Source organism: Williamsia sp. (assembly GCF_036566845.1).
In the GTDB taxonomy this organism is placed as follows: Bacteria; Actinomycetota; Actinomycetes; order Mycobacteriales; family Mycobacteriaceae; genus Williamsia.
Genome location: NZ_DATCVM010000272.1, coordinates 45,575 through 68,745 on the forward strand (window position 1 = coordinate 45,575; position 23,171 = coordinate 68,745).

24 protein-coding genes and 1 pseudogene are annotated in these 23,171 nt (G+C 64.4%); 16 read left to right on the top strand and 9 right to left on the bottom strand.

The annotated features are described in order from the left end of the window. Nucleotides 1-127: 127 nt before the first annotated feature. A pseudogene (locus tag VIQ49_RS26630) lies at nt 128-589 on the top strand (HU family DNA-binding protein); the annotation flags it as partial. A gap of 84 nt (nt 590-673) precedes the next feature. On the opposite strand, the gene VIQ49_RS26635 reads toward VIQ49_RS26630, so the two are convergent. From VIQ49_RS26635 to cofC, 3 genes are read right to left on the bottom strand one after another with little or no spacing between them, the layout of a single operon-like run. Continuing rightward, complete coding sequence (locus VIQ49_RS26635) at nt 674-1,582, bottom strand: NUDIX hydrolase (protein ID WP_331889787.1); 909 nt, start codon at nt 1,580-1,582, stop codon at nt 674-676. Beyond that, the gene (locus VIQ49_RS26640; protein ID WP_331889789.1) at nt 1,579-3,735 is read right to left on the bottom strand and encodes an RNA degradosome polyphosphate kinase; all 2,157 of its coding nucleotides are present in this window, start codon (nt 3,733-3,735) and stop codon (nt 1,579-1,581) included. Before VIQ49_RS26640 ends, VIQ49_RS26635 begins: the two co-directional genes overlap by 4 nt. A 52-nt stretch (nt 3,736-3,787) precedes the next feature. After that, nucleotides 3,788-4,483: a 2-phospho-L-lactate guanylyltransferase gene (cofC, locus tag VIQ49_RS26645; protein ID WP_331889791.1), complete on the bottom strand. Its 696-nt coding sequence runs from the start codon at nt 4,481-4,483 to the stop codon at nt 3,788-3,790. A gap of 121 nt (nt 4,484-4,604) precedes the next feature. Between cofC and VIQ49_RS26650 the strand changes: the two genes are divergently transcribed. Then, nucleotides 4,605-5,600 carry an NAD(P)H-dependent glycerol-3-phosphate dehydrogenase gene (locus VIQ49_RS26650; protein ID WP_331889793.1) on the top strand — a complete coding sequence of 332 codons (996 nt, stop codon included), beginning with the start codon at nt 4,605-4,607 and terminating at the stop codon, nt 5,598-5,600. Nucleotides 5,601-5,652: 52 nt separating this feature from the next. Here VIQ49_RS26650 and VIQ49_RS26655 read toward each other — a convergent pair whose 3' ends face one another. Continuing rightward, complete coding sequence (locus tag VIQ49_RS26655; protein ID WP_331889795.1) at nt 5,653-6,186, bottom strand: DUF3515 domain-containing protein; 534 nt, start codon at nt 6,184-6,186, stop codon at nt 5,653-5,655. Further along, the gene (locus VIQ49_RS26660) at nt 6,183-6,491 is read right to left on the bottom strand and encodes an Lrp/AsnC ligand binding domain-containing protein (protein WP_331889871.1); all 309 of its coding nucleotides are present in this window, start codon (nt 6,489-6,491) and stop codon (nt 6,183-6,185) included. Before VIQ49_RS26660 ends, VIQ49_RS26655 begins: the two co-directional genes overlap by 4 nt. 117 nt (nt 6,492-6,608) lie before the next feature. Here VIQ49_RS26660 and VIQ49_RS26665 point away from each other — a divergent pair, with 117 nt between their 5' ends. The 3 genes from VIQ49_RS26665 to VIQ49_RS26675 are packed head-to-tail and all read left to right on the top strand — an operon-like array spanning nt 6,609 to nt 8,813. Next, a complete protein-coding gene (locus VIQ49_RS26665; protein ID WP_331889797.1) occupies nt 6,609-7,529 on the top strand; it encodes a thiamine-phosphate kinase in 921 nt (306 codons plus the stop codon). 43 nt (nt 7,530-7,572) lie between these two features. Continuing rightward, nucleotides 7,573-8,094 (top strand): gamma carbonic anhydrase family protein, encoded by a 522-nt coding sequence (locus VIQ49_RS26670; protein WP_331889799.1) that lies wholly within the window; start codon nt 7,573-7,575, stop codon nt 8,092-8,094. Nucleotides 8,095-8,132: 38 nt separating this feature from the next. Further along, nucleotides 8,133-8,813, top strand: coding sequence for a uracil-DNA glycosylase (locus tag VIQ49_RS26675; protein WP_331889801.1), 681 nt, complete (start codon nt 8,133-8,135; stop codon nt 8,811-8,813). An 85-nt stretch (nt 8,814-8,898) separates the two neighbouring features. On the opposite strand, the gene VIQ49_RS26680 is transcribed toward VIQ49_RS26675, so the two are convergent. After that, nucleotides 8,899-9,717, bottom strand: coding sequence for an enoyl-CoA hydratase/isomerase family protein (locus VIQ49_RS26680; protein ID WP_331889803.1), 819 nt, complete (start codon nt 9,715-9,717; stop codon nt 8,899-8,901). 2 nt (nt 9,718-9,719) lie between these two features. Then, a complete protein-coding gene (rpmB, locus tag VIQ49_RS26685; RefSeq protein ID WP_036517975.1) occupies nt 9,720-9,911 on the bottom strand; it encodes a 50S ribosomal protein L28 in 192 nt (63 codons plus the stop codon). Nucleotides 9,912-10,170: 259 nt separating this feature from the next. Between rpmB and VIQ49_RS26690 the strand changes: the two genes are divergently transcribed. The 7 genes from VIQ49_RS26690 (at nt 10,171) to VIQ49_RS26720 (ending at nt 16,419) form a co-directional block, all read left to right on the top strand. Beyond that, nucleotides 10,171-11,823 carry a DAK2 domain-containing protein gene (locus VIQ49_RS26690; RefSeq protein ID WP_331889873.1) on the top strand — a complete coding sequence of 551 codons (1,653 nt, stop codon included), beginning with the start codon at nt 10,171-10,173 and terminating at the stop codon, nt 11,821-11,823. After that, entirely contained in the window at nt 11,820-14,126 is a 2,307-nt protein-coding gene (recG, locus tag VIQ49_RS26695) for an ATP-dependent DNA helicase RecG (protein WP_331889875.1), read from the top strand. The genes VIQ49_RS26690 and recG overlap by 4 nt, the downstream gene beginning before the upstream one ends. Before the next feature lie 22 nt (nt 14,127-14,148). Continuing rightward, the gene (locus VIQ49_RS26700) at nt 14,149-14,817 is read left to right on the top strand and encodes an HNH endonuclease family protein (protein ID WP_331889807.1); all 669 of its coding nucleotides are present in this window, start codon (nt 14,149-14,151) and stop codon (nt 14,815-14,817) included. 178 nt (nt 14,818-14,995) lie between these two features. Further along, entirely contained in the window at nt 14,996-15,556 is a 561-nt protein-coding gene (locus VIQ49_RS26705) for a DUF222 domain-containing protein (RefSeq protein ID WP_331889809.1), read from the top strand. 12 nt (nt 15,557-15,568) lie between these two features. After that, on the top strand, nt 15,569-15,880 hold the full coding sequence (locus VIQ49_RS26710) for a hypothetical protein (RefSeq protein WP_331889811.1): 312 nt from the start codon (nt 15,569-15,571) through the stop codon (nt 15,878-15,880). Then, the gene (locus VIQ49_RS26715) at nt 15,870-16,010 is read left to right on the top strand and encodes a hypothetical protein (protein ID WP_331889813.1); all 141 of its coding nucleotides are present in this window, start codon (nt 15,870-15,872) and stop codon (nt 16,008-16,010) included. Before VIQ49_RS26710 ends, VIQ49_RS26715 begins: the two co-directional genes overlap by 11 nt. Before the next feature lie 22 nt (nt 16,011-16,032). Continuing rightward, nucleotides 16,033-16,419, top strand: coding sequence for a hypothetical protein (locus VIQ49_RS26720; RefSeq protein ID WP_331889815.1), 387 nt, complete (start codon nt 16,033-16,035; stop codon nt 16,417-16,419). A gap of 54 nt (nt 16,420-16,473) precedes the next feature. Here the strand turns inward: VIQ49_RS26720 and VIQ49_RS26725 are convergent, their stop codons facing one another. After that, a complete protein-coding gene (locus tag VIQ49_RS26725; protein WP_331889817.1) occupies nt 16,474-17,280 on the bottom strand; it encodes a family 1 encapsulin nanocompartment shell protein in 807 nt (268 codons plus the stop codon). Continuing rightward, on the bottom strand, nt 17,277-18,353 hold the full coding sequence (locus VIQ49_RS26730) for a Dyp-type peroxidase (protein ID WP_331889819.1): 1,077 nt from the start codon (nt 18,351-18,353) through the stop codon (nt 17,277-17,279). Before VIQ49_RS26730 ends, VIQ49_RS26725 begins: the two co-directional genes overlap by 4 nt. A gap of 298 nt (nt 18,354-18,651) precedes the next feature. Between VIQ49_RS26730 and VIQ49_RS26735 the strand changes: the two genes are divergently transcribed. The 4 genes from VIQ49_RS26735 to VIQ49_RS26750 all read left to right on the top strand — a co-directional run bounded on the left by VIQ49_RS26735 (nt 18,652) and on the right by VIQ49_RS26750 (nt 23,164). Next, entirely contained in the window at nt 18,652-19,431 is a 780-nt protein-coding gene (locus VIQ49_RS26735; RefSeq protein WP_331889821.1) for a crotonase/enoyl-CoA hydratase family protein, read from the top strand. Between the two features lie 103 nt (nt 19,432-19,534). Next, the gene (locus VIQ49_RS26740) at nt 19,535-20,800 is read left to right on the top strand and encodes a glutamate-5-semialdehyde dehydrogenase (RefSeq protein WP_331889823.1); all 1,266 of its coding nucleotides are present in this window, start codon (nt 19,535-19,537) and stop codon (nt 20,798-20,800) included. A 50-nt stretch (nt 20,801-20,850) separates the two neighbouring features. Continuing rightward, complete coding sequence (locus tag VIQ49_RS26745) at nt 20,851-21,732, top strand: MoxR family ATPase (RefSeq protein WP_331889825.1); 882 nt, start codon at nt 20,851-20,853, stop codon at nt 21,730-21,732. 37 nt (nt 21,733-21,769) lie between these two features. Next, nucleotides 21,770-23,164, top strand: a complete 1,395-nt coding sequence (locus VIQ49_RS26750) for a vWA domain-containing protein (protein WP_331889877.1) — start codon at nt 21,770-21,772, stop codon at nt 23,162-23,164. The last annotated feature ends 7 nt before the right edge of the window (nt 23,165-23,171 follow it).

Here is a 23,171-nt window from a genome sequence, read left to right on the forward strand (position 1 = left end):
GTTAGACGGCATACCTTTCGCCACGCCGGGCAATTTTGGCGCGTATCGTGGACGTTTCGCGATTTGACGTTTACCGTGTTCATTTAGATGGCCCAAAGTGGGTCAACAGTTTGCGGAGGTTGAATCCATGAACAAGGCAGAGCTCATCGATGAACTGACAAAGAAGTTGGGGACCGATCGTCGTACGGCCACAGATGCCGTCGAGCACATCGTCGACACCATCGTGCGGGCGGTGAACAAGGGTGAGAGCGTGACGATCACCGGTTTCGGCGTCTTCGAGAAACGTCGTCGCGCTGCGCGGGTGGCTCGCAACCCGCGCACCGGCGAAACGGTCAAGGTCCGTCCGACCTGGGTGCCGGCATTCCGTCCGGGCGCACAGTTCAAGCTTGTCGTCGCCGGCAAGCAGAAGCTGAGTGCTTCGGGTCCGGCCGTCAAGCGTGGCAGTGCAACTGCCACTGCCGCACCGGCCAAGAAGACCGCAGCCAAGAAGGCCGCTCCCGCCAAGAAGGTTGCAGCCAAGAAGGTTGCTCCGGCGAAGAAGGCCGCTCCCGCCAAGAAGGCTCCGGCCAAGAAGGCTCCGGCCAAGAAGCGTTGACGTACACAAAAAACCCCGGTGGACCTTCCCTCCACCGGGGTTTTTTGCGTTCAGAAGCAGTTCTGGTTGTCGGCAGAGCTAACTCATCGGGCTGTCGACGTGGTTGGCGGCGACGAGCTTTCCGTTGTGCATCGAGAGCACCCAGAAGCTTGCCTTCCGGTTCCGCGCCGCCGGGAGCTTCACCCCGTCCTGGGCCGCCCACCATTTGAGCATGGGAGGTATCACCCTGCCCTGGCTGCAGACGACGCGAATCCCGCCCGACTGTGCGATGTCTCGGAATCGGTGGCGTCCGGCCTTCGGATCGTCTGCGTAGGACTCCTCGGTCAGCGTCGGTTCCTCTTCGATGTCGACTCCGAGTTCATCGGCGAGTGGTGCGACCGTCTGGACACATCGCACACGATCTGCCGAATGGACGTGCGTCGGGGAGAACAACAACAACTGCGACAGCAGGGCCTCGGCTTGTGCCTGCCCCACCTTCTCCAGAGGCCGCAAGCGGTCGTCGCCCTTGTAACGGGACTTGCGGCCCGCCTTGGCATGCCGCACCAACAGCACGACATCGAGCTTCGCCGGTAGCGTCTGAAATGACTTCAGGACCTTTCGGTCCAGGTGGTACGAGATCAGCGAATCAGCGGATTCGATTGGGAGCCATCGTAATTCGTCGACCTCGTGATTGGGTGTGAACTCACCCGAAACGTACTCCGCCGACCAATAGTGAACATGTTTACGGCCCGGGCCCTGCAGGTCATAGCTGACCATCCGGACGTGCCTGCCCATGCGTACGTGATAGCCCGTCTCCTCTTCGATCTCGCGGGCGGCCGCGCTGAGGTAGGTTTCCCCGTCCTCGACCTTCCCCTTCGGCAGGGACCAGTCGTCGTACCGCGGACGGTGCACGAGAGCGACCTCGACCTCGCCAGGCGTGTTCTCCCGCCAGACAACTCCGCCGGCCGCGTAGACGACCGCGCCGCGACCGTTAGCCGACTTGCTCATTGGCCGAGGTCGGCCCGGCGGCGGTTGCGGCGCATCATCTGACGTTGATGGTCGCGGACTTCTTCACCGGCGGCCGGCGATGCAGTCCAGCTACCGTTCTCGCCGAGTGTCCAGCACCGGGTGGTCGGATCCATCGCCGAGGCGAATACGTCGTCGAGTTCGCGGGTCAGGCGCGGATCGCGTACCTGAGCCATCACCTCCACGCGTCGATCGAGGTTGCGGTGCATCATGTCCGCGCTGCCGAACCAGAACTCGTCGATCGACTGGAAGTGGAAGACGCGCGAATGCTCGAGGAACTGACCGAGGATGGACCGCACGGTGATGTTCTCGCTCAACCCTGGAACACCGGGGCGGAGCGCGCAGATTCCGCGCACCACCACGTCGACCGGAACTCCGGCCTGCGACGCCCGGTACAGCGCGTCGATCACCTGCTCGTCGACGAGGGCATTGGCTTTCAAGCGAATTCGGGCATCGGAATGCCCGTTTTGCGCTCGGTCGATTTCGGCGAAGATGCGGTCGATGATGCCCGCACGCACACCGTGGGGTGCAACGAGAAGGTTGCGGTACTCGACTTTCCGGGAGTAGCCGGTGAGCGTGTTGAACAGGTCCGTCAGGTCGGCACCGATATCCGGTGCGGCCGTGAACAAACCGATGTCTTCATAGAGTCGCGCCGTTTTGGGGTTGTAGTTGCCCGTTCCGATGTGGCAGTAGCGGCGGATCGTCGAACCCTCACGCCGGACCACCAGACACGTTTTGCAATGTGTCTTCAGCCCGACTAGGCCGTACACCACGTGGACGCCTGCCTGCTCGAGCTGCCTGGCCCACTTGATGTTTGCGTGCTCGTCGAACCGCGCCTTGATCTCGACGAGTGCGACCACCTGTTTGCCGGCCGCGGCCGCATCGATGAGCGCATTGACGATCGGGGAATCACCGGACGTGCGGTAAAGGGTCTGCTTGATCGCGAGGACGTCGGGATCAGCGGCAGCCTGTTCGATGAATCGTTGCACGCTGGTGGAGAAGGAGTCGTATGGGTGGTGCACCAGGACATCGCCCTCGCGCAGCGTGGCGAAGATGCTCTTGGGGGTCTCGCGTTCGCCGAACGCCGGGTGGGTGGCGGGAACGAAGGGCGGATCCTTGAGTGCCGGGCGGTCGATTCCGGCAACCTGGAAAAGGCACGAGAGGTCGAGGAGGCCGGGTACCTCGATCACGTCGGCGGGATCGACATCGAGCTCGCGCAGCAACAGTTCGAGCATGTGCTCGGTCATGTCGCCGGCGATCTCGAGCCGCACCGGCGAACCGAAACGGCGGCGGGCGAGTTCGCGTTCGAGTGCCTGGAGCAGATCTTCGTCGCGGTCTTCCTCGACCTCGAAGTCGGCATTGCGGGTGATCCGGAACGCATGGTGCTCAACGATCTCCATGCCCGGGAACAGGTGGTCGAGGTGCGCGGAGATCAGGTACTCGAGCGGCAGGAGGAGCGGTTTTGCCGGTGCTGTCTCGGTTTTCGCGTACAGGTGGCGGAACTCGGAGGGCATCTGGCGGTCGACCCGGACGAAACGGTCGACGTTGTCGGGAACCTTCACGCGCGCGAAATGCTCGCCGCCCTTGCCGACGTCCTTGACCGTCACCGCCAGATTCAGGCTCAGCCCGGAGATGTAAGGGAACGGGTGAGCCGGATCGACGGCCAGCGGCGTGAGCACGGGAAAGACCACTTCGTGGAAGTACTCGCTCATCCGGCGACGTTCGTCATCGGTCAGGACATCCCACGTGACTATGTGAATGTTGTTGTCGGCCAGAGCCGGTTGTACCGAGTCGAGGAACGCGCGGGCATGCCGGTCGGCGAGAACCTGGGTGCGCTGGGCGATCAGGGCGAGCTGTTCGCGTGGCGACAGGCCGTCGGCGGAGCGGACCGACAGGCCGGTTTCGTCGCGGCGTTTGAGGCCGGCGACGCGCACCATGAAGAACTCATCGAGGTTGGAGGCGAAGATGGCCAGGAACTTGGCGCGTTCGAGCAGCGGTGACGAGGTGTCCTCTGCGAGCGCCAGAACCCTGGCATTGAAGTCGAGCCAGCTCAGTTCCCGATTGAGGTAACGATCTTCGGGAAGGTCGGCGGTGCTGGTCGGTAGAGCGGTTGCTGCTGGTGGTGCTGTTGGCATAGAGGGTGGGGTCGACGACTGGCCTGTCGCATCTGTTGTGCTCACCGAACCATCATCGCTCATCCGGCGGGGTGTTGGAATCACGAGTTGGTGATTGTTCACTCAACCGCAGGCGGGACACGATCGCCGACGTCGCCGGGCCGAGTCCGAAGCGGGCGGCGGTCAACAGATCGTCCACAGTGTCCACATCGATCCGGAGATCCGTCCATCGGTCGGAGCCGAAGACGAGATCGACGGCACCGTGGTCGGAATGGCGCTGCGCGGAGTCTGTCCCGAAGCGCAGGAAGTCGGCTGCGTGTGGGCCTTCGAGGTCCAGAAACAATGCGGTCGTGCCGGTCCCGGCGTGGTCGGGGATGTACGACGACGGCAGCGGCGCCGACTCGTCGACGGCGGCTTTGAGGCTGGCCGGTGTCGCGGCGGGCAGATCGGCCTGCAGCACCAGGATTCGGCTGTCGGGCCAACGGTTCAGCGCGTGATCTATCCCCATCGCGAAGGCGCTGTTGAGTACGTCACCCCGGTCGACCACGGTGTCGGCACCGAATGTGCTCGCGGCGGCCCGGACCGCCTGGTCGGGGGAGACGACAACCAAACGGTCCAGGCCGGCGCCTACCACCGCGGTCAGTGTGTCCTCGAGCATTGCCAAGACCAGCGCGCGGCGTGCGTCGCGGTCGAGGGCCGGGGCCAGTCGCGTTTTGGCCGCGCTCAGTTCTTTGACCGCAAAGACGACTGCGACCGGTCGCGTTTCCATGGGGTCCATCATGGTCGGCGGCCATGCCGGGTTGAAAAGGTACCCCGCTTTGGCGCCGACCTCTAGGCTTGGAGCGTCGCGGAGAGGCCGTGCGGTCGAGGGCAGAAGGTGGGGTGGCGTTATGCGCGCGGTCGTCATGGGCTCGGGTTCATGGGGCACAGCGATGGCCAAGGTCTTGGTGGAGGCGGGAACGGAGACGGTCCTGTGGTCGCGGCGGGCCGAACTGGCCGACGCCATCAACTCGGCGCACACCAACCCCGATTACCTCCCCGATGTGCCGTTGCCGGAGGATTTGCGTGCCAGTGCCGATCTGGCGGACTCGCTCGAAGGCGCGGATCTTGTTGTGTGTGCGGTGCCGTCGCAGTCGCTGCGTTCGAGCATGCAGACATGGCTACCCCATCTGAGCGGCACCGCGACGCTGATGTCCTTGGCCAAGGGCATCGAGACCGGCACGCTGATGCGGATGAGTGAGGTCATCACCGAGGTGACCGGAGCGGGCCCCGATCGGGTTGCGGTGTTGTCGGGTCCGAACCTGGCGCGGGAGATCGCCATCGGGCAACCGGCCGCCACAGTGGTGGCCTGTGCAGACGAGATCCGCTGCCGCGAGGTTCAAAAGGCTTGCAGCACCAAGTACTTCCGGCCGTACACCAACACCGACGTGGTCGGGTGTGAAATCGGCGGGGCCGTGAAGAACGTCATCGCACTCGCCTGCGGCATGGCGTCGGGAGTGGGACTGGGCGACAACACCCGCGCGTCGATCATCACCCGCGGTCTGGCCGAGACCATCCGGCTCGGCGTCGCGCTGGGTGCGCGTCCGGAGACATTGGCCGGGCTCGCCGGCATCGGCGACCTGGTGGCCACCTGTTCATCGCCGCTGTCGCGCAACCGGGCTTTCGGTAGTCGACTCGGAGAAGGCAAGTCGCTCGTCGAGGCGCAGGAGGCGACCAATGGCCAAGTCGCCGAAGGGGTCAAGTCCTGTTCATCGGTGCGCGCACTCGCTCAGAAGCACGGTGTCGACATGCCGCTCACCGAGGCCGTGCACCAGGTGTGCCACGAAGGTCTCACCGTCACCGACGCCATCTACCAGCTACTCGGCCGCAGGACGAAGCCGGAATAGCCGGTTCGTGGCCCGCTGTGGTGACCTGACCTGACCGGATCTGTCTAGCTGTCTAGCTGCCGAGATCGATCGGGGCGGTCTGGAGGTGCTCGTCGATCAATTGCGAAATCTGTTGGATCGGGCCGTTGCCCACGTTCTCGGGAAGCCAGATCGCCACGTAGGGGCGGTGGTCGACGGCGTACCAGAGGAAGCCCGGGTCGTCGGTGGTCGCCGACACCAGGAACCACTGCACCGGGTCGACCACCTGCAGACCCGAGGTGGGGGACAGGGACTCAGGACGTTCGACCCCGCAGCGCAACTGGACGGGCCCGGGTACCTCATCTCCCGGTGGCCAGCTGACCATCCCGTCATCGCCGATCGTTTTTTCCCCGAATCCGTCGAAGGTCTCGGGAAGCGCCGCGATCAGCGCCGCACAGTCCGGTGATGAACTCTCGGGTGCCGACATCGCCTTCAATGGCGTGTCGGCGGAGGTCTTGTTGTCGGTCTTCACGACCGCATAGGTGATGAAGGCCACGATCACCATCACCGGAATCGTGATGATGGTCGCGATGATCGCCGGGCTGAATCGGCTCGGGGTCTGGCTCACACCTGCCTCGGAATGCCTGTCACCACCGGGCAGGTCAGCGTTCGGGTGATCCCGTCCACCTGCTGAATCTTCGGCACCACCTCGTCTGTGAGGTGGGCTGCGTTGGTCGCGTCCACCCGCACGATGACGTCGTATGGTCCGCTGACCTCCTCAGACGAGGCAACACCGGCAATTTCCGCGATCGTTGCCGCTGCCACTGCAGCCTTACCGACCTCGGTCTGGATCAGTATGTAAGCCTGAACCACGGTGTTCCTTTCGGTCACGACGACGATCAGCCGATGGCTGACCCAAATAGACTGGCACATATTGTCACCGACAACGGTGCCCAGTGCCCAATCAAGCGGGCCGACCTCGAAACGAAAGGCGCGGTGAGAACGCTGTCCACCGATCCGGTACCTACGGTCAGTGAGGTCGGCGAACAAGTGCTGATCGATCTGTTCACCAACCCCGATGCAGATGCGCGGGGCGATGACGCAGTGCTGGTCGGTCCCGGCGACGATGCCGCGGTGCTCGCCGGCAGCGGGCCGGTGGTGGTCAGTACCGACGCACTCGTCGACGGCCGGCACTTCCGGCTGGACTGGAGCAGTCCACATCAGATCGGATTCAAGGCCGTGGTCGCGAATGCGGCCGATGTCATCTCGATGGGCGGGAGGGTCACCGGATTTCTGGCCTCGGTGACCTGTCCGAAGGACATCCCGGTCACCACCCTGGTGGGTCTGCGCGATGGGATGCGTGAGGCCGCCCGGCGTTACGGGGCGAATGTGGTCGGCGGCGACCTGACCGCCGGTGATCAGCTGGTGATCGCGGTGACGGCGATCGGTGCCATGGACACGCGAAGTCCGGTGCGCTTGTCGACACCTCGGGTCGGTGACGTTGTCGCGGTCTCGGGCCCGTTGGGATCGTCGGCCGCCGGGATGGATCTGCTGTCGGCCGGTATCGATGACCACGCCTCTCTGGTGCAGGCACATTGCGCACCGGAACCGCACCTGGAACTGGGGGTGGTCGCCGCCGAGTCAGGTGTTCATTCGATGACCGACATCTCCGACGGGCTGATGCGGGAACTCCACACGATGTCGCGTGCGAGTGGGTTGAGGATCGAGATAGACGTCGCCGCGATCCCGGTGGCGCCCGAATTACCGGCTGCCGCAGCCAGGCTCGGTGTCGATATGAATGTGTGGACCACAGCCGGCGGTGAGGATCATGAGCTGCTGGCCACGTTCGCTCCGGGGGAACTGCCGTCCGGCTGGACGGCGATCGGATCGGTGCATGCCGGTCCGGCCGATCCACCCGTCACGGTGAGCGGCATGGATGTGGATCCGGAAGCGGGTTGGCACACTTTCTGACGGGTGCGTTGTTCGCTCGCACCTACCCGATACTGTGACGGGCATGGCTGTTTATGCGCTCGGTGACCGTGAACCCGAACTCGGCGAAGGTGCCTATGTACACCCGGATGCGGTGGTGATCGGCGCGGTGACACTGGGCCCTGGGGCATCGGTGTGGCCCGGGGCCGTCCTGCGAGGCGACTACGGCACGATTCACGTCGGAGAGAAGACGAACATCCAGGATGGCACCGTCATCCACTGCACACCCGTGCATCCGACCGTGATCGGTGCCGGCTGCGTCGTCGGCCACAATACCCACATCGAGGGCGCGACCATCGGCGATGGCTGCCTGATCGCGTCAGGTTCGGTGGTGCTCAACGGTTCTCGCATCGGCGCGGGGGCGATCGTCGGTGCCGGAGCGGTCGTTGCGTATGGCTTCGAACTCCCGGAACGATCGATGGCACTGGGTGTTCCGGCAAAGATTCGCGAAGGCTACCAGGTCGCTGAGGGCCACATCGAGATGAGTGTCGAGAACTATGCGGCCAACGCGGCGTATTACCGCACCGCACTTCGCCGTCTCGACTAGTGGTGTTTACTGCACAACCTGTGACAGGGGGGTCCGAAATGCCTGGCGCACAACCATTGTCTGCTCTGGTGGATCCGGGCTGGGCTGACGCGCTGGCACCGGTTGCCGGCCACGTCACGAAGATGGGCGCCTTTTTGCGGGCCGAACTCGCGGCGGGGCGCACGTACCTGCCAGAGGGTGGTCACGTGCTGCGGGCCTTCACGAATCCGTTCGATGACGTCCGGGTGCTGATCGTCGGACAGGATCCATACCCGACGCCCGGGCACGCTGTCGGCCTGAGCTTTTCGGTGGCCGCCGATGTGAGGCCGGTACCGCGGAGTCTGAGCAACATCTACACCGAATACTGCGACGACCTCGGATTCGACCGGCCGTCGAACGGTGACCTCACGCCGTGGGCAAAGCAGGGTGTGCTGCTGCTCAACAGGGTGCTGACCGTGGCACCAGGTGCGGCGGGGAGTCACCGGGGCAAGGGCTGGGAATCGGTCACCGAATGTGCCATCAAGGCGTTGGCTGCGCGCGATCGACCATTGGTCGCCATTCTCTGGGGAAAGGACGCCGCGTCGCTGCAGCCGTGGCTGCCGGGTGTCACCACCATCGTTTCGCCGCACCCGTCGCCGTTGTCGGCCCGTCGGGGGTTCTTCGGATCCAAGCCGTTCTCGCGTGCCAACACCGCATTGAAGGAGCAGGGCGCGGGAGAGGTCGATTGGCGCCTGCCCTGATCGGGCGCCGGCACCTGAATTCAAAATGGCCTCCCGCCGAAGCAGGTGGCCATTTTCAGTCTGAAGAGTGCGTCGGTTCGACGACTCAGCTCGAGGCGTTGACCGACGTGTAGTCGGGCTTGGTCTTGCCCACAAACGCGTTGACACCCTCGATGCCGTCCGGCAACGCAGACAGCGCGGCGATCGATTCGGCCTCGGCGTCCAGCTGTTCGGTGAGTGAGCGGGTTGCCGATGCCGACAGGAGCTTGCGGGTGGCAGCGAGTGTGCGCCACGGGCCGGCCGCGATCGAGGCTGCAGCAGCCTCGGCGGTGGCCAGCACCTGATCGTCTTCGACCACACGCGAGAACAGACCGAGGTCGAGGCTCTCGGCAGCGTCCAACGCGCGATTGGTCAAGATGATGTCGCGGGCACGTGCAGCACCGACGACCCGGGGCAGCGACCAGGTGAGGCCGCCGTCGGGGGACAACCCGATGCCGAGGTATGCCGGACGCAGCTTCGTCGAGGTACCGGCGATCGCCACGTCACAATGCGTGACGATGCTCATTCCGGCACCTGCGGCCCAGCCGTGCACAGCAGCGACGATCGGTACGTTCGCAGCAGTGAGCGCACGGATGAAGTCGTGGAAGTCTCCGGCCAGTCCGGCGAGGAACTCGGCACGATCATCGGCAGAAGCGAAGTCGCGGACGTTGCCGCCCGCACAGAAGTTCGCTCCGGTGCCGACGAGCAGTACCGCACCCGCCTTGATCTCGCCGCGAGCCAACTGACGCAGCGCAACAGCGCCACGATCGAAGTAGGCCCGGTCCAGCGAGTTACCGGCCTTGTCCGAGGCGATGGCGATGCGGAGCACGCCATCGCTGAGTTGAACGGAGTTGGAATCGGTCACTGTGGACCGCAACTCGGTCATACTCAGCCCCGAACGACTTTGCCGGCCTTCAGGCATGAGGTGCAAACGTTGATGCGCTTGCGGTTTCCGGGGGCGACCTGCGCACGCACGGACTGGATATTCGGGTTCCAGCGCCGGTTTGTACGCCGGTGTGAGTGCGAGACCGACTTACCGAAGCCGGGGCCCTTGGCGCATACGTCGCAGACGGCAGCCATCGTCGAACTCCTTCAATGAGAAATTAGGTGGTCATCGGCCCAGAGGTGCCGACATGTTGTCAGCGCCCAATGGGCAACCCTGCAAGGATAGCCGTTGGCACACCTGCGATCCAAATGCGGCGCAAACGCCTGGCCGGAGATGGTCGTGAGCAGCCCCGGAACCGGTTGAGATCAGTACTGACAGTGCCTCAGATTACTCTGTGGGTCAGACCACAAGAAGGAGGTGCGGCACGTGGTGGATCAGGTCGGGGCGCCTGCGATGGACCCAGGTGTGTTGCGGGATTGGATCCACGGCGCCGTCACCAGTCTTGATGCGGTGCGTGCCGAGATCAACGATCTGAACGTCTTCCCGATCCCCGACTCCGACACCGGCAGCAACATGCTGCACACCATGAAGTCCGCCGCGGAGGCCGTCGATGCACTCGGCGACGAGGCCGACACCCCTGCGGTGGCCCGGGCGATGGCAGAGGGCGCGGTGGCGAAGGCCCGCGGGAATTCCGGCATCATCCTGTCGCAGGTGCTGGTCGGTCTGGCCGATGCCGCCGAGATCAATGCCGTCGAACGCCGGGTTTCGTTCAACAGCCTCTGGGTTGCCGGGCTCCGATTGGCATCGCTCGCCGCCACCCGGGCGGTCAGTGAACCGCGTGAGGGCACAGTCCTGACGCTGCTGCGGCGGTCCGCCGAGAACGCCGCCGACCATGCCGGATCCACCCCGTCCGATCTCGCCCGCGCCATCGCCGACGGTTGTGCCGACGACCTCGAACTCACCCAGTCGCAGCTCGATGTGCTCGCCCAGGCCGGTGTGGTGGATGCCGGTGGCCGTGGCCTTTTGGTCATCTTCGACGAACTCGTGAAGGTACTGACCGGCGTCTCGGTTCGCCGCCGCAGGTATCAGGGAGCGTTGGTCGGTGGCGGGGACTGGATAGGGCACCAGATCGGCGAACCCTGTGAGGGCGACGACGAGATGGACTTCGAGGTGATGTACCTGCTCAACGGTGCCGCCGCCGAGCAGATCTCGACATTGCGGACGAACCTCGGCGAACTCGGTGATGCGGTGGTCATCGTGGGTGACAGTGCAGATGACGGCGCAGGTGAGCGGTTTTCCATCCACGTCCACACCTGCCGGCCCGGAGCCGCGGTGGAAGCCGGTGTGGCACTCGGCCGGGTGAGCGACATCAGGATCAGCTGCTTTCTTCTCGACGCCCATCGGGGACAGGGAGAAAACGCCGAGCGCCCACCGCGTCGCAAGCGTGCGGTGATTGCCGTCGTCACCGGTGACGAGGCGGCGGAGTTGTTCGAGCAGGAAGGCGCGGTGGTTGTCCGGGCCGATGCCGGCGGGGCCGGTGAACTGGACGCCGAGGTGCTGGCCAAGGCGATCATCGACGTCGACAGCGCACATGTGATCTTGATGGGCAACGGCGCGTTGCCCGCCCCTGATCTGGTTGCCGTGGCCGCGGCGGCACGTTCCCGTGAGCGTTCGGTGGTGATCCTGCCCGGCGGTTCGATGGTGCAGAGCCTGTCGGCGATGGCCGTGCACGATCCGGGAGAATTGCCCGACGACGACGCGTATGCGATGGCGGAGGCGGCTGCGGCCACTCGCTTCGGTGCGGTGGTCACGGCCACCGAGCGGACCCTGACCTTCGCCGGTACGTGTGAACCCGGAGACCATCTCGGGCTCATCGGAGACGGTGTCCTGGTCATCCATCCCGAGATCATCGGCGCGGCATCAGGTTTGGTTGATCTACTCCTCAGCACCGGTGGTGAGATGGTCAGCGTGCTCGCCGGGCGCAATCTCGATCCCGAGGTGCTCGAACAACTCGAACATCATGTGAACACCCAGCACCCCGGAGTCGAGTTCGTGAGCTTTCCGGGTGGGCAGGTGGGCGAACTGCTTCAGGTGGGAGTCGAATAGCAGTGGTGGCATTGTCTGAGTCTCTGGATGTCGTTCTGGGAGCCAAGGCCGCGGATCTGCTTGCCGAGCAGATCGATGTGCAGACGGTTGGCGAGCTGCTGCGGTACGTGCCCGACCGTTACGTGAAGCAGGGCGACCTCTCCGGTGAACGTAAACCGCAAGCGGGGGAACGGTTGACGGTGGTGGCACGGGTCGAGGACTCAAAGACGATCCCGATCCGGAACTCGCGGCGCAAGATGACAAAAATTGTTGTCTTCGACGGGAATTACCGCATCTCCGTGACGTTCTTCAATTCCCCGTGGATCGCATCGAAGCTCCCGAAGGGGTCTCGGGTGATGATGGCCGGCCAAGTGAAGTACTTCAACAACGAACTGCAACTCACGCACCCCAACTGGCTGAAGCTGCCGGAAGACGGCACATCGATCGAAGCGGACGACGCGGTGGGATCGGCCCTGATGCAGGGCATCGCCAAGGCTCTGGCCACCGATGCCGGCGGTGGTGGTGAGAACAGTGATCGCACCATCGATTTCTCGGAGTTCGTCCGCGACGTGATCCCGGTCTACCGGGCGACGGCAAAGCTGCAGGCCTGGACCATCTGGCAGTGCGTGCGGGCAGTCCTGGGGTCGCTCGAACCCATCGAGGATCCATTGCCCGACAACGAGCGCGAGGCGCGGGGGCTGATCGGGGCCGACGAAGCGATCCGCAAGATTCACGTACCCGAGGGCCAGTACGACATCGATCAGGCGTCGGCGCGCTTGAAGTTCGACGAGGCACTGGCGCTGCAACTCGCACTGGCGCAGCGCAGACATGTCGATCGCGGAGCCGAAGGTCCGTCCTGTCCGCATGTGGCCGGCGGCCTCGAAGACCGGTTCCTCCAGCGCCTGCCGTTCACGCTCACCGACGGGCAGCACGAAGTCATCGACGAGATCACCGCGGACATGTCGCGCCCCGAATCCGAAGGCCTGACAAAGGTCGCGCCGATGAGCCGGTTGCTGCAGGGCGAGGTCGGATCGGGAAAGACCCTGGTGGCGCTGCTCAGCATGCTCCGGGTCATCGACAACGGTTACCAGTGCGCATTGCTCGCGCCCACGGAGGTTCTTGCCGCGCAGCACTTCCGGACCTTGGAGAACATGCTGGGTGGACTGGCCAAAGAGGGTGAACTCGAAGGCGAAGAGGGAGCCACCCGCATCGCCCTCATCACCGGGTCGCTGAAGACCGCCGCCAAGCGGACGGCGCTTCTCGAAACCGTCACCGGGCAGGTGGGCATCCTGATCGGGACGCACGCGCTGCTCCAGGAGCACGTCGACTTCTTCAATCTCGGATTCGTGGTTGTCGATGAACAGCACAGATTCGGTGTGGAACAACGAGATACGCTTCGGTCACGCGGACGCGACGGTGTGGTTCCGCATCTGCTGGTGATGACCGCGACCCCGATTCCCCGCACGGTGGCGATGACCGTCTTCGGTGATCTGGAGACCTCGACGTTGAAGGAGCTGCCGCGTGGCCGTCAGCCGATCACCACCAGCGTTGTGCCCAAGGGCAATCAGAAGTGGGTCCAGCGGGCCTGGGAACGTGTTGACGAAGAAGTGCAGGCGGGCCGGCAGGTCTACGTGGTGTGCGCCCGGATCGGTGACGACGGTACGGCCGCCGGCCAGAAGTCGGCGCAGAAATCCAGTGAGGCGGGCGGCGAACCGGCCATCGCGGCGGTCGACATGTTCAACACGTTGACAACGGGGCCGCTGGGCAAGCATCGAATCGAGTTGCTGCACGGTCGGCTTCACGCCGACGACAAAGCGCAAGTGATGGCAGATTTCACGGCCGGCAATATCGACATCCTGGTGTCGACCACTGTGATCGAGGTCGGAGTCGATGTACCGAACGCCACAACGATGGTCATCGTGGATGCCGAGCGCTTCGGTGTCAGCCAGTTGCATCAGCTTCGTGGTCGTGTCGGTCGTGGTGGGTTGCCCGGTTTGTGCCTGCTGATGAGTGGAGCGGCAGATATGTCGCCGGCGATGGAACGGTTGCGGGCCGTTGCGGCGTCCAATGACGGGTTCGAGTTGTCGCTCGTCGATCTGGCTCAGCGGAGGGAGGGTGATCTACTTGGCTCGCTCCAGTCCGGTGAGACCTCCTCGCTCCGGTTCCTCTCGCTCCTCACCGACGGCGACCTCATCGACGACACCAGAGCGCTGGCCGACGAGGTCGTCAGCGAGGACCTCACACTGGTGGATCACAAACCGATGGCGGCGCTGGTCGATTCGGTCCTGGGCCCGGTTCGGCTGGCGTTCCTGGACAAGACCTAGCGGAGGCAGGCTTCCGACTCGGGTGTGGGCCGGGCTGATCGTATTTGCCGTCTCTGCGGCGGCGGTCGCCGGAATTGGTATTTCGATCAAGCGTTCGCCCGACGTTTCCCAGGACGCGCAGCGTTTGTTGGGTGAACTGGCTCTGATCCCGGTACTGGCCGGGCGGCTGGAGCCGCCCGATTACGACCGCAGTGCGTTCGGTGCGGCCTGGACCGACAACACCGATGCGGGCGGCGCCGGCAATGGGTGCGACACCCGCAACGACATCCTCGATCGCGATCTGCGCGACAAGACCTTTGCAGCAGTCGATTCCTGTGCCCGGGCCGTGGCCACAGGTGAGTTCCGTAGCCCGTACAGCGGGGAGTGGATCGTCTTTCGTCGCGGGAAGGGATCGGGCGCCAAAGTCCAGATCGACCATATCGTCCCGCTATCCTATGCCTGGGACATGGGTGCGCGTTCATGGAGTTCTGTTGTGCGACAACGTTTTGCCAATGATCCCGCAAACCTCGTAGCCGTCGACGGAGATACCAATCAGGATAAGAGTGACAAACAACCGGCGCGGTGGATGCCCGCGAACAAGGCATTTCACTGCCAATACGCGGCGCAATTCGTACTGGTGATGCGGACCTACGGTCTCTACCTGGACGCACCGTCGGTGCCGGTGCTGCGATCAGCACTCCGCCGTTGTTGAAATCTGCCGTGCACCATTGCGCTGGCATTCGCGATCCCAGCTGAAGGGCGCTTGTCGATAGGCTCTGAGATCCGTCGACCGTGCCGTTGGAGCCGTCGACCGTGCCCTTCCGTTCGTCGAGCGGGCCCGAAAGTGTTGAACGGTACGGCTTGTCGGTGGGTGCTGATAGAACTGTTGGATGGCATCGGGGGTGGCAGATCTCATCAACCGTATCGAGGGCATGGCTCTTGATGCGGAAGAGGTCGTTGCGGTCCGTGAGGTGTTGTCGCGCAGGCTCGTTGAGGTGTCGCTGGCGAACCTGTCAGATACGGAGACCGTCGATCTTGCGCAGGCGGTGGAGACCCGGACCCGTCGTGATGAAGCGGTGAAGGTGCGGATTTCGGCGGCTCAGGCCAGCGCCCGCTCGAAAAGAGCCGAGCGGGTGGGTCAATGGCACACCCCTACAGGTGAGGTCACCGCTCCGGTCTATCCGCATACCTGGCTGGCGATGCGCGACGGTGCGATCGGCGTGGCGCATTACGACGTCATCGACGCCACGTTGAGGAATCTGCCCGGCACGATCCGCGGCATCCTCGAAGTGTGGGCTCAGGGTGAGCAGTTGATGGCCGAGGCCGCCCGCACGATGGACCCCGATGAACTCAAACGGGTCGGCCTGTATCTGCGCGATCACCTCGATCCCGACGGCGAGTTCGATGACAGTGACCGGCAACACAAACGCGAACTGTCGGTGTCCAAGTAAGGTGCGGACAACATGGCCGCGATCACCGGCACGCTCGATCCGGTGACCAAAGCGCTCTGGGATGTCGTTGCCGCCAAATGGGCTGCGGCCGGGATGAACAACCCCCACGATCCGGACTCACCGTCGGGGCTGGCGGATAAAGCCGACAAGGACACCGTGCGCGCGGCAGCGCACGCGATCATCGCACGCCGGGACAACGCACGCCGGGACAACGCAACCATGACGTTGGAGCAGCTCGAACAAGAAACGGGGTGTGGCCACCACCGCCTCGGGTGGGGTGGTGTCGGTCCAGGATGTGTTGAAGCTCGCGGGTGTGAGTCGTAAGTTCTTGGCGTTGCTCGATGACAAGCATCGTCCGCTGCATCTGGGGCGGGAAGAACGGTTGGCGACCGCTGATCAGCGGTTGGCGTTGATTGCTGCCGAGCGGGGATGCCCGTGGCCGGCCCTATTGTGATGCTCCGGCGACAGAGGTGGCGGTGCATCACACGCGGGAGTGGTCCAAGGGTGGCTGGACCGACATCACCGTCCTGACCCTGGTGTGCGATCCCGACCACGCCCAGATCCATGATGGTGAGACCGGGTGGATCGCCGAGATCATCACTGCCGGCACCGGTCCACCGGGTTGGCAGGGCCGGATCGGGTGGCGTCAACGCGGAACACTGGATCGGCCGCGACCCAACAACACTCATTTCCCGGAGAAATACTTCACCAACCCGGAAATGTGGAACCCCGACAGCAGGGCCGATGCCGAGTGGTTCCAGGCACGTGCCAGGACAGCGTTCGAGAACAAGCACGAAGCATCGCTCGCGCCGGTCTATGCAGTCGACTTCGGCTGGAAGAAAGCCACCTACCGCGCGGCCTGATGCGGCGCGGTAGGTGGCGGGTGGGGCTCGGCTGTCGAGCTCGGTTGCAGAGCGTCAGATTCCGGTGGTCACAAAGGGGACTGCGGCTTCGCCGGTGTAGACGAGGAACGTGAAGGACTCTTGGAAGTAGAGGTTCACGCCGGTGGCGTCGTGGGAGTCGTAGCCGATCGAAACGTCTTGTCCGATGGTCAGATCGAAGTCGCCGCCACGGGTGCTCAGCAGGAAGGCCGAGTCGATGGCAGGCGCCCAGATGATGTCGCCATCGATCACTCGCTGCAGGTGCTGGATGATCGGGTAGCCATGGTTGGAGGTCTCGTTGACCTTGAGCCACACATCGGCGCTCAGTGCCAACGAGTACGGTCCGTTCACCGACGACAGACGAAGCCGGCTCAATGCCTGGCTGATCGCCTCGGGGTATTCGCGGACGTCGCTGGGGAGCTTGGTCGGATCACCGGGTGCATTGCTGCGAATCCCGGAAATGCCCGCTGCTGCATAGCCTTCGAAAATCGCCCTGTCCTCTGCCTGGGCAAGCCTGCGAGCGGCCTCGATCACGGGATCCCAATCGGAATCCTGTGCGCCTCGGTCGACGTCGTCGACCGCCTGCCGACTGACCGTGAACGGAACCTTCAACTCGATGATCGACTGTGATGTGCGGGCACTGGCTTCGATGCCGGCGCCGGGTGCGTCGATGGGAAGGCGACGTCCGGTGGTGACCGCGGCGAGTTCCAACCCGTGAGGACCGTTGACGTCGACGAGTCGGCGACCGGCGCTGTTGCGCTTGAAGGTCCGGGTCGCCTCTTCCTCGATCTCCTTCCACGCTGCGGCAGAGATCGGTGCGAGTTCGCGGTGCAGGTTGTTCATCTTTCCTCCGTGGTCAGCTGACGGCGCCGGGAGAGGTCGCCGATCCGAAGTGACCCCACGCCGGGGTCGATGTCTGTGGTGTTCGTGTCGGGTTCGTTGTTTTCGGCTGCGCGAGCCGGTAGAGCGGGCGGATCGTCGAGAAAATCTATCGTCGGCGCGAAGTAACGACTGCCGGTGACGGCAGTCGAGAAGTCGAGGAGCCGGTCGTAATTGCCCTCGGGTTTGCCGATGAACATGTTGCGCAACATCTCGTCGGTCACTTCCGGGCCGGCCGAATATCCGAGGAAATAGGTCCCGAATTCGTCCTGCCCAACCCGGCCGAAAGGCATGTTGTCGCGCATGATCTGGACTTGCTCACCGTTGTCGTCCTCGATGACCGTCAGCGCGGTATGTGAGTTCGACGGCTTGGTGTCGTCGTCCATTTCGATGTTGTCCCACTTTGTTCGTCCGAAGACCCGTTCCTGCTCGTCGGTGCCGGCGGCGTTCCATGCGGCCATGTTGTGGAGATACTTCTGAATCAACACGTAGCTACCTCCCGCAAAGTCGGGATCGTCGGCAGCCGCAACGGTCACCGCGCGTTCGGCGGCCGGCCCATCCGGATTCTCGGTGCCGTCGACGAATCCGACCATCGAGCGCATGTCGAACAACCGGAATCCGTGCACCTCATCGACGACCGTCACCGCGCCTCGTAGCGCGTTGGTGATCTGGGTGGCCATCTCGAAACACGCGTCCATGGTTCGGGCCCGGATGTGGAAGAGCAGGTCGCCGTCGGTGGCCGGCGCTGTGTGTACTGCTCCTTCGAGGGGGATGAACGGCGCCAGCCCCACCGGCCGTGGTCCGGTGAACAGGCGGTCCCAGACATCGGAACCGATGCCGACAACACACAGCAGGCGGGATTCGGGAACCCGTGAAGCGACTGAGCGGATGAGGCCGGTGATCCCGGAAAGGAAGTCCCAGACTTGTTGTTCGGCGTTGGGGTCGGCGTCGACGGTGGCAACCAGGAAGATTGCTGCTTCCGGCAACCGCGCCAAGATGGGTTGCGGTGTCGGGTCGTTGGAATCGGTGATGATCATGACCTTCCGGCAGTGTCCTTACCGCTACGCGATACTCGTACCTTAAAACGTGTACGCGAAACCTGTGCACGAAACCTGTACGCCAAACGTTAGCGTTTCACAGCCCGGGGTGGGTGGGGCAACTCCCCAAGACACTGATCCGTCAGCGGGCGATGCCTCCGTTTCAACCCGATTTCCTGCTCGACGGCCCTACCCGACGAACGCGCGCAGGGCGAGCCCAGTGCACGAAAACGCCTGCCCGCAGATGGTGCGGCGAGCTAGATTCGGGGGAGGAAGCCGACCTGAGGAGGTGGCGTAGATGACACCGGCTTTGGTGAACGTGGAACGGGACGGTCCGGTCACCGTGATCAGTATCAACCGGCCCGAGGTGCGAAACGCTGTCGACGGTCTGACCGCGCAAGAGTTGGCTGATGCCTTCCGCGCATTCGACGACGATCCGGAGGCCGCGGTTGCAGTCCTGTACGGCGAGGGCGGAACCTTCTGTGCCGGTGCTGATCTCAAGGCGGTGGCAGCGGGTCGCAATGTGAACCGGATATCAGGCGATGGTGATGGTCCGATGGGGCCGACCCGAATGCGGTTGTCCAAGCCGGTCATTGCCGCCATCGCCGGTCATGCGGTGGCCGGCGGCCTGGAGCTCGCGACGTGGGCAGATCTCCGTGTCGCCGAGGAAGGAGCCGTTCTCGGAGTGTTCTGCCGCCGCTGGGGTGTGCCGCTCATCGATGGCGGCACCGTGCGCTTACCGCAGTTGATCGGGACCTCACGCGCCATGGACCTGGTTCTCACCGGCCGCGCGGTATCAGCGGACGAAGCCGGTCAGATGGGACTGGTCAATCGGGTCGTGCCACCCGGCGAAGCGGTGCCGGCGGCGATGAAACTCGCCCACGAACTGGCTGCGTTTCCGCAGACCTGCATGCGACAAGACCGGCTGTCGTTGCTCGAGCAGGAGGGGTTGTACGAGGAGGACGCGATCCTCAACGAATACGTCCACGGGTTGACGTCTCTGGCGTCCGACACGATCGACGGTGCGACCAGGTTCACCGGGGGAGCAGGCCGGCACGGGTCATTCGACGCAGAGTGATGAAACGCGGAGTGATGAAACGCGGAGTGATGAAACAAAGGTGATGGGCGGTGGTGCGTCGGTCGGGGAGAATGCCGATCTCATCACCACCTATTCTGGGTAGATGAGTGCCACCACCACGACTCCGGCCGATGTCGAACAGATTGTGCGCGCCCAGGCGGCCGCAGCCAAAGCCGCATCGCGCGTGCTCGCGGGCCTGACCACCGATCAGAAGAACCGGGTCCTGCACGACGCCGCCGAGGCCTTGTTGACACAGGCCGATGCGATTCTCGCCGCCAACGCCGAAGACGTCGCGCGGGCCGAGGCCTCGGGAACCGAGGCGAGCCTGATCGATCGGCTGCGGCTGACGGCCGACCGCATAGACGGCATCGCCAGCGGACTGCGTCAGGTTGCCGGGCTCCCGGACCCGATCGGCGACGTGATCGCCGGCAAGACGTTGCCCAATGGCATGCAGCTGCGGCAGGTGCGGGTACCGCTCGGCGTGGTGGGCATGGTCTACGAGGCCCGTCCCAACGTCACCGTCGACGCCTTTGGCATCGCCCTCAAATCGGGCAATGTGGCGCTGCTGCGCGGCTCGTCGTCGGCGGCGAGCTCCAATGCCGAACTCGTCCGGATCCTGCGCGAGACGTTGACCGCATCCGGGCTCCCGGCTGACGCGGTGCAGTTGCTCCCGTCGGACGACCGGTCCAGTGTCACTCACCTGATCCGCGCCCGCGGGCTTGTCGACGTGGTGATCCCACGTGGCGGCGCCGGCCTGATCAAGGCCGTCGTCGAGAACGCGACGGTGCCGACCATCGAGACCGGAACCGGCAACTGCCACATCTACATTCATTCGGCAGCCGATCTCGACATGGCCGAGGACCTGGTGGTCAACTCCAAGACCCGCCGGCCCAGCGTCTGCAACACGGCAGAGACCATCCTCATCGATCAGGCGATCGCCGACACCGCACTGCCCCGACTGACCCAGGTATTGCAGAGCGCCGGCGTGGTCATCCACGGTGACGAGCCGGGAATGGTCCCGGCCACCGAAGCCGATTGGGCAGATGAATACCTGACCCTCGACATCGCGGTGAAGATCGTCGCCGGGATCGACGAAGCCATCGACCACATCGATCACTACGGCACCAGCCACACCGAGGCGATCGTCACCGCAGACCTCGCCGCGGCCACCGAGTTCACCCAGCGGGTTGATGCCGCAGCCGTCATGGTGAACGCCTCCACCGCATTCACCGACGGCGAACAGTTCGGGTTCGGTGCCGAGATCGGCATCTCCACGCAGAAGCTGCACGCGCGCGGACCGATGGGACTGCCGGAACTGACATCCACCAAGTGGATCGCCTGGGGCAACGGCCAGACCCGACCCCGCTAGCCCCCCCCACCACATCCTCGCGCCAGACCCCCATCCTTAGGAGCAACACGATGGCCGTAGAGCCCAGCTTCACCGACGTGCCCGCCGTACGCGAGACGCTCGCCCGCGTCGGCTATCTGGCCGACGAGGCAACCTCGACGTCGGTGTTCCTGGCCGACAGGCTGGGTAAGCCGCTGCTCGTCGAAGGTCCCGCCGGTGTCGGTAAAACCGAGTTGGCCCGTGCGATCGCGCAGTCCACGAACGCCGACCTCGTGCGACTGCAGTGCTACGAGGGCATCGACGAAGCGCGCGCGCTCTACGAGTGGAACCACGCCAAGCAGATCCTGGCGATCCAGGCGACCGGTCAGCGCGGTTGGGACGAGACCAAGGCCGACATCTTCTCCGACGAGTTCCTGCTTCCGCGACCTCTGCTGAAGGCCATTTCCCAGCCCGGGCCGACCGTGTTGCTGATCGACGAGGTCGACAAGGCCGACGTCGACATCGAAGGTCTGCTCCTCGAGGTGCTCAGCGACTTCGCGATCACCATCCCGGAGATGGGCACGGTCACCGCTGCACGACGCCCGATCGTCCTGCTGACGTCCAACGCGACCCGCGAGCTGTCCGAGGCGCTCAAGCGACGCTGTCTGTACCTGTTCATCGACTTCCCCGACGCTGCGCGCGAGCGCGAGATCCTGGCCAGCCGGGTGCCTCAACTCGCCGAGTCGGTGGCGAAGGAACTTGTCCGAATCATCGGTGTCCTGCGGACCCTCGACATCCGTAAGAAGCCGTCGGTGGCCGAGACGATCGACTGGGCCAACACGTTGCTGGCACTGGGTGTCGGCGAGAAGCCGGGCTCGGAGATCGACAACGGGATCATCGCCAAGACGCTGGGCGTCGTCCTCAAGCACCGTCCGGACGTGGCCACGGCCCTCAAGGAACTGAAGCTGAACTGAGCGCGCCGTGACCATCCCTCCTGCGACCACCCCCGCTGTGACTGCCCCCTTCATCACCCAACTCACCGGGTTCGTCGACGACCTCCGGGCGCGCGGGATAGTGGTCGGGCCGGCGAACCTGATCGATGCCGGGCAGGCCACCGCGGTGCTCGATCTCCTCGACCGCGAGAGCTTCCGCGAGGGGATGGCCTGCACGCTGCTCCACGACAACGGACACCGCAAGGTGTTCGACTCGGTCTTCAATCTGTGGTTCCCCTTGGGCGCAGGCGACCGCAGCGGTGACGTCGACGTTGCTTTCACCCGGGACGCGGACGGCAAGATCGACAGGGAAGCCGTGCGCGACCGCCTCGCGCAGCTCCTGGCCGACGATTCTCCGGAATCGGAGGCCGAATTGGCCCGGTTCGCCGCGATGGTTGTCGCGGAGATGGGCAGATACCAGTCGACCCGGGATTCGGCGTACTCCACGTATCAGGCTATGTCGGCTGTTGACCCGCAGACGTTGATCGCGCGGATCGCCGCGGCGATGGCCGTCGGTGCCGGCAATGACGCAGGCGGCCAGGACCCTGTTTTCCGGAAGGCCGCGGCCGACCGGGTGAAACAGTTCCGGACGCTGATCGACAACGAGACCAAGCGGCGGATGGCCGAGCGCAACGGACGCGAACGGGTATCGCAGTATGGGGTGCCGAACCTTCCCGAGCGCGTGAACTTCCTGTCCGCCGGAACCGCCGACATGGCCGAGGTCAAACGCACGGTCGCGCCGCTCGCCCGGCTCCTCGCCTCGCGGCTGGAGATCCGTAGGCGACGTGCTCACCGCGGTTCCATCGATGTCCGCAAGACGTTGCGGGCGTCGATGTCGACCGGCGGTGTCCCGATCGATCTCGTCCGTCGCAAGCCACATCCCGGGCGCCCTGAACTGGTGGTGCTCTGCGATGTGTCGGGCTCGGTGGCTGGCTTCTCGCAGTTCACCCTGCAACTGGTTTATGCTCTGCGGCAACAGTTTTCGAAGGTCCGGATCTTTGCATTCGTCGACACCGTCGACGAGGTGACCGACTTCTTCGACGGCCCCGACCTCGACTTCTCGGCCGCGATCCACGACATGATCGCCGACGCGCGGCTGATCACCCGGGACGGTCACTCCGATTACGGCCATGCGTTCGACGGCTTTGCCAGCGAGCATCTGGACGCGCTGACCCGCCGTGGTGCGCTGCTCATCCTGGGGGACGGCCGCAACAACTATCGAGACCCGAAGCTCGATGCACTGACCAGGATGGTCGACAGCACACGGCATGCGTATTGGCTCAATCCGGAGGCCGCGGTCAACTGGGATTCGGGGGATTCGATCGCCGGAACCTACTCCGATGTCATCGACATGCACGAATGCCGAAACGCCTCTCAACTCGCCAAGGTGATCGCCAACCTCCTGCCCGTTTGAGCTGGTC

Coding starts and splice junctions, on each gene's coding strand:
- VIQ49_RS26635 (WP_331889787.1), bottom strand. CDS start 1,582: ATGAGCAAGTCGGCTAACGGTCGCGGCGCGGTCGTCTACGCGGCCGGC.
- VIQ49_RS26640 (WP_331889789.1), bottom strand. CDS start 3,735: ATGCCAACAGCACCACCAGCAGCAACCGCTCTACCGACCAGCACCGCC.
- cofC (WP_331889791.1), bottom strand. CDS start 4,483: ATGGAAACGCGACCGGTCGCAGTCGTCTTTGCGGTCAAAGAACTGAGC.
- VIQ49_RS26650 (WP_331889793.1), top strand. CDS start 4,605: ATGCGCGCGGTCGTCATGGGCTCGGGTTCATGGGGCACAGCGATGGCC.
- VIQ49_RS26660 (WP_331889871.1), bottom strand. CDS start 6,491: ATGTGCCAGTCTATTTGGGTCAGCCATCGGCTGATCGTCGTCGTGACC.
- VIQ49_RS26670 (WP_331889799.1), top strand. CDS start 7,573: ATGGCTGTTTATGCGCTCGGTGACCGTGAACCCGAACTCGGCGAAGGT.
- VIQ49_RS26675 (WP_331889801.1), top strand. CDS start 8,133: ATGCCTGGCGCACAACCATTGTCTGCTCTGGTGGATCCGGGCTGGGCT.
- VIQ49_RS26680 (WP_331889803.1), bottom strand. CDS start 9,717: ATGACCGAGTTGCGGTCCACAGTGACCGATTCCAACTCCGTTCAACTC.
- rpmB (WP_036517975.1), bottom strand. CDS start 9,911: ATGGCTGCCGTCTGCGACGTATGCGCCAAGGGCCCCGGCTTCGGTAAG.
- VIQ49_RS26690 (WP_331889873.1), top strand. CDS start 10,171: ATGGACCCAGGTGTGTTGCGGGATTGGATCCACGGCGCCGTCACCAGT.
- VIQ49_RS26705 (WP_331889809.1), top strand. CDS start 14,996: ATGGCATCGGGGGTGGCAGATCTCATCAACCGTATCGAGGGCATGGCT.
- VIQ49_RS26710 (WP_331889811.1), top strand. CDS start 15,569: ATGGCCGCGATCACCGGCACGCTCGATCCGGTGACCAAAGCGCTCTGG.
- VIQ49_RS26725 (WP_331889817.1), bottom strand. CDS start 17,280: ATGAACAACCTGCACCGCGAACTCGCACCGATCTCTGCCGCAGCGTGG.
- VIQ49_RS26730 (WP_331889819.1), bottom strand. CDS start 18,353: ATGATCATCACCGATTCCAACGACCCGACACCGCAACCCATCTTGGCG.
- VIQ49_RS26735 (WP_331889821.1), top strand. CDS start 18,652: ATGACACCGGCTTTGGTGAACGTGGAACGGGACGGTCCGGTCACCGTG.
- VIQ49_RS26740 (WP_331889823.1), top strand. CDS start 19,535: ATGAGTGCCACCACCACGACTCCGGCCGATGTCGAACAGATTGTGCGC.
- VIQ49_RS26745 (WP_331889825.1), top strand. CDS start 20,851: ATGGCCGTAGAGCCCAGCTTCACCGACGTGCCCGCCGTACGCGAGACG.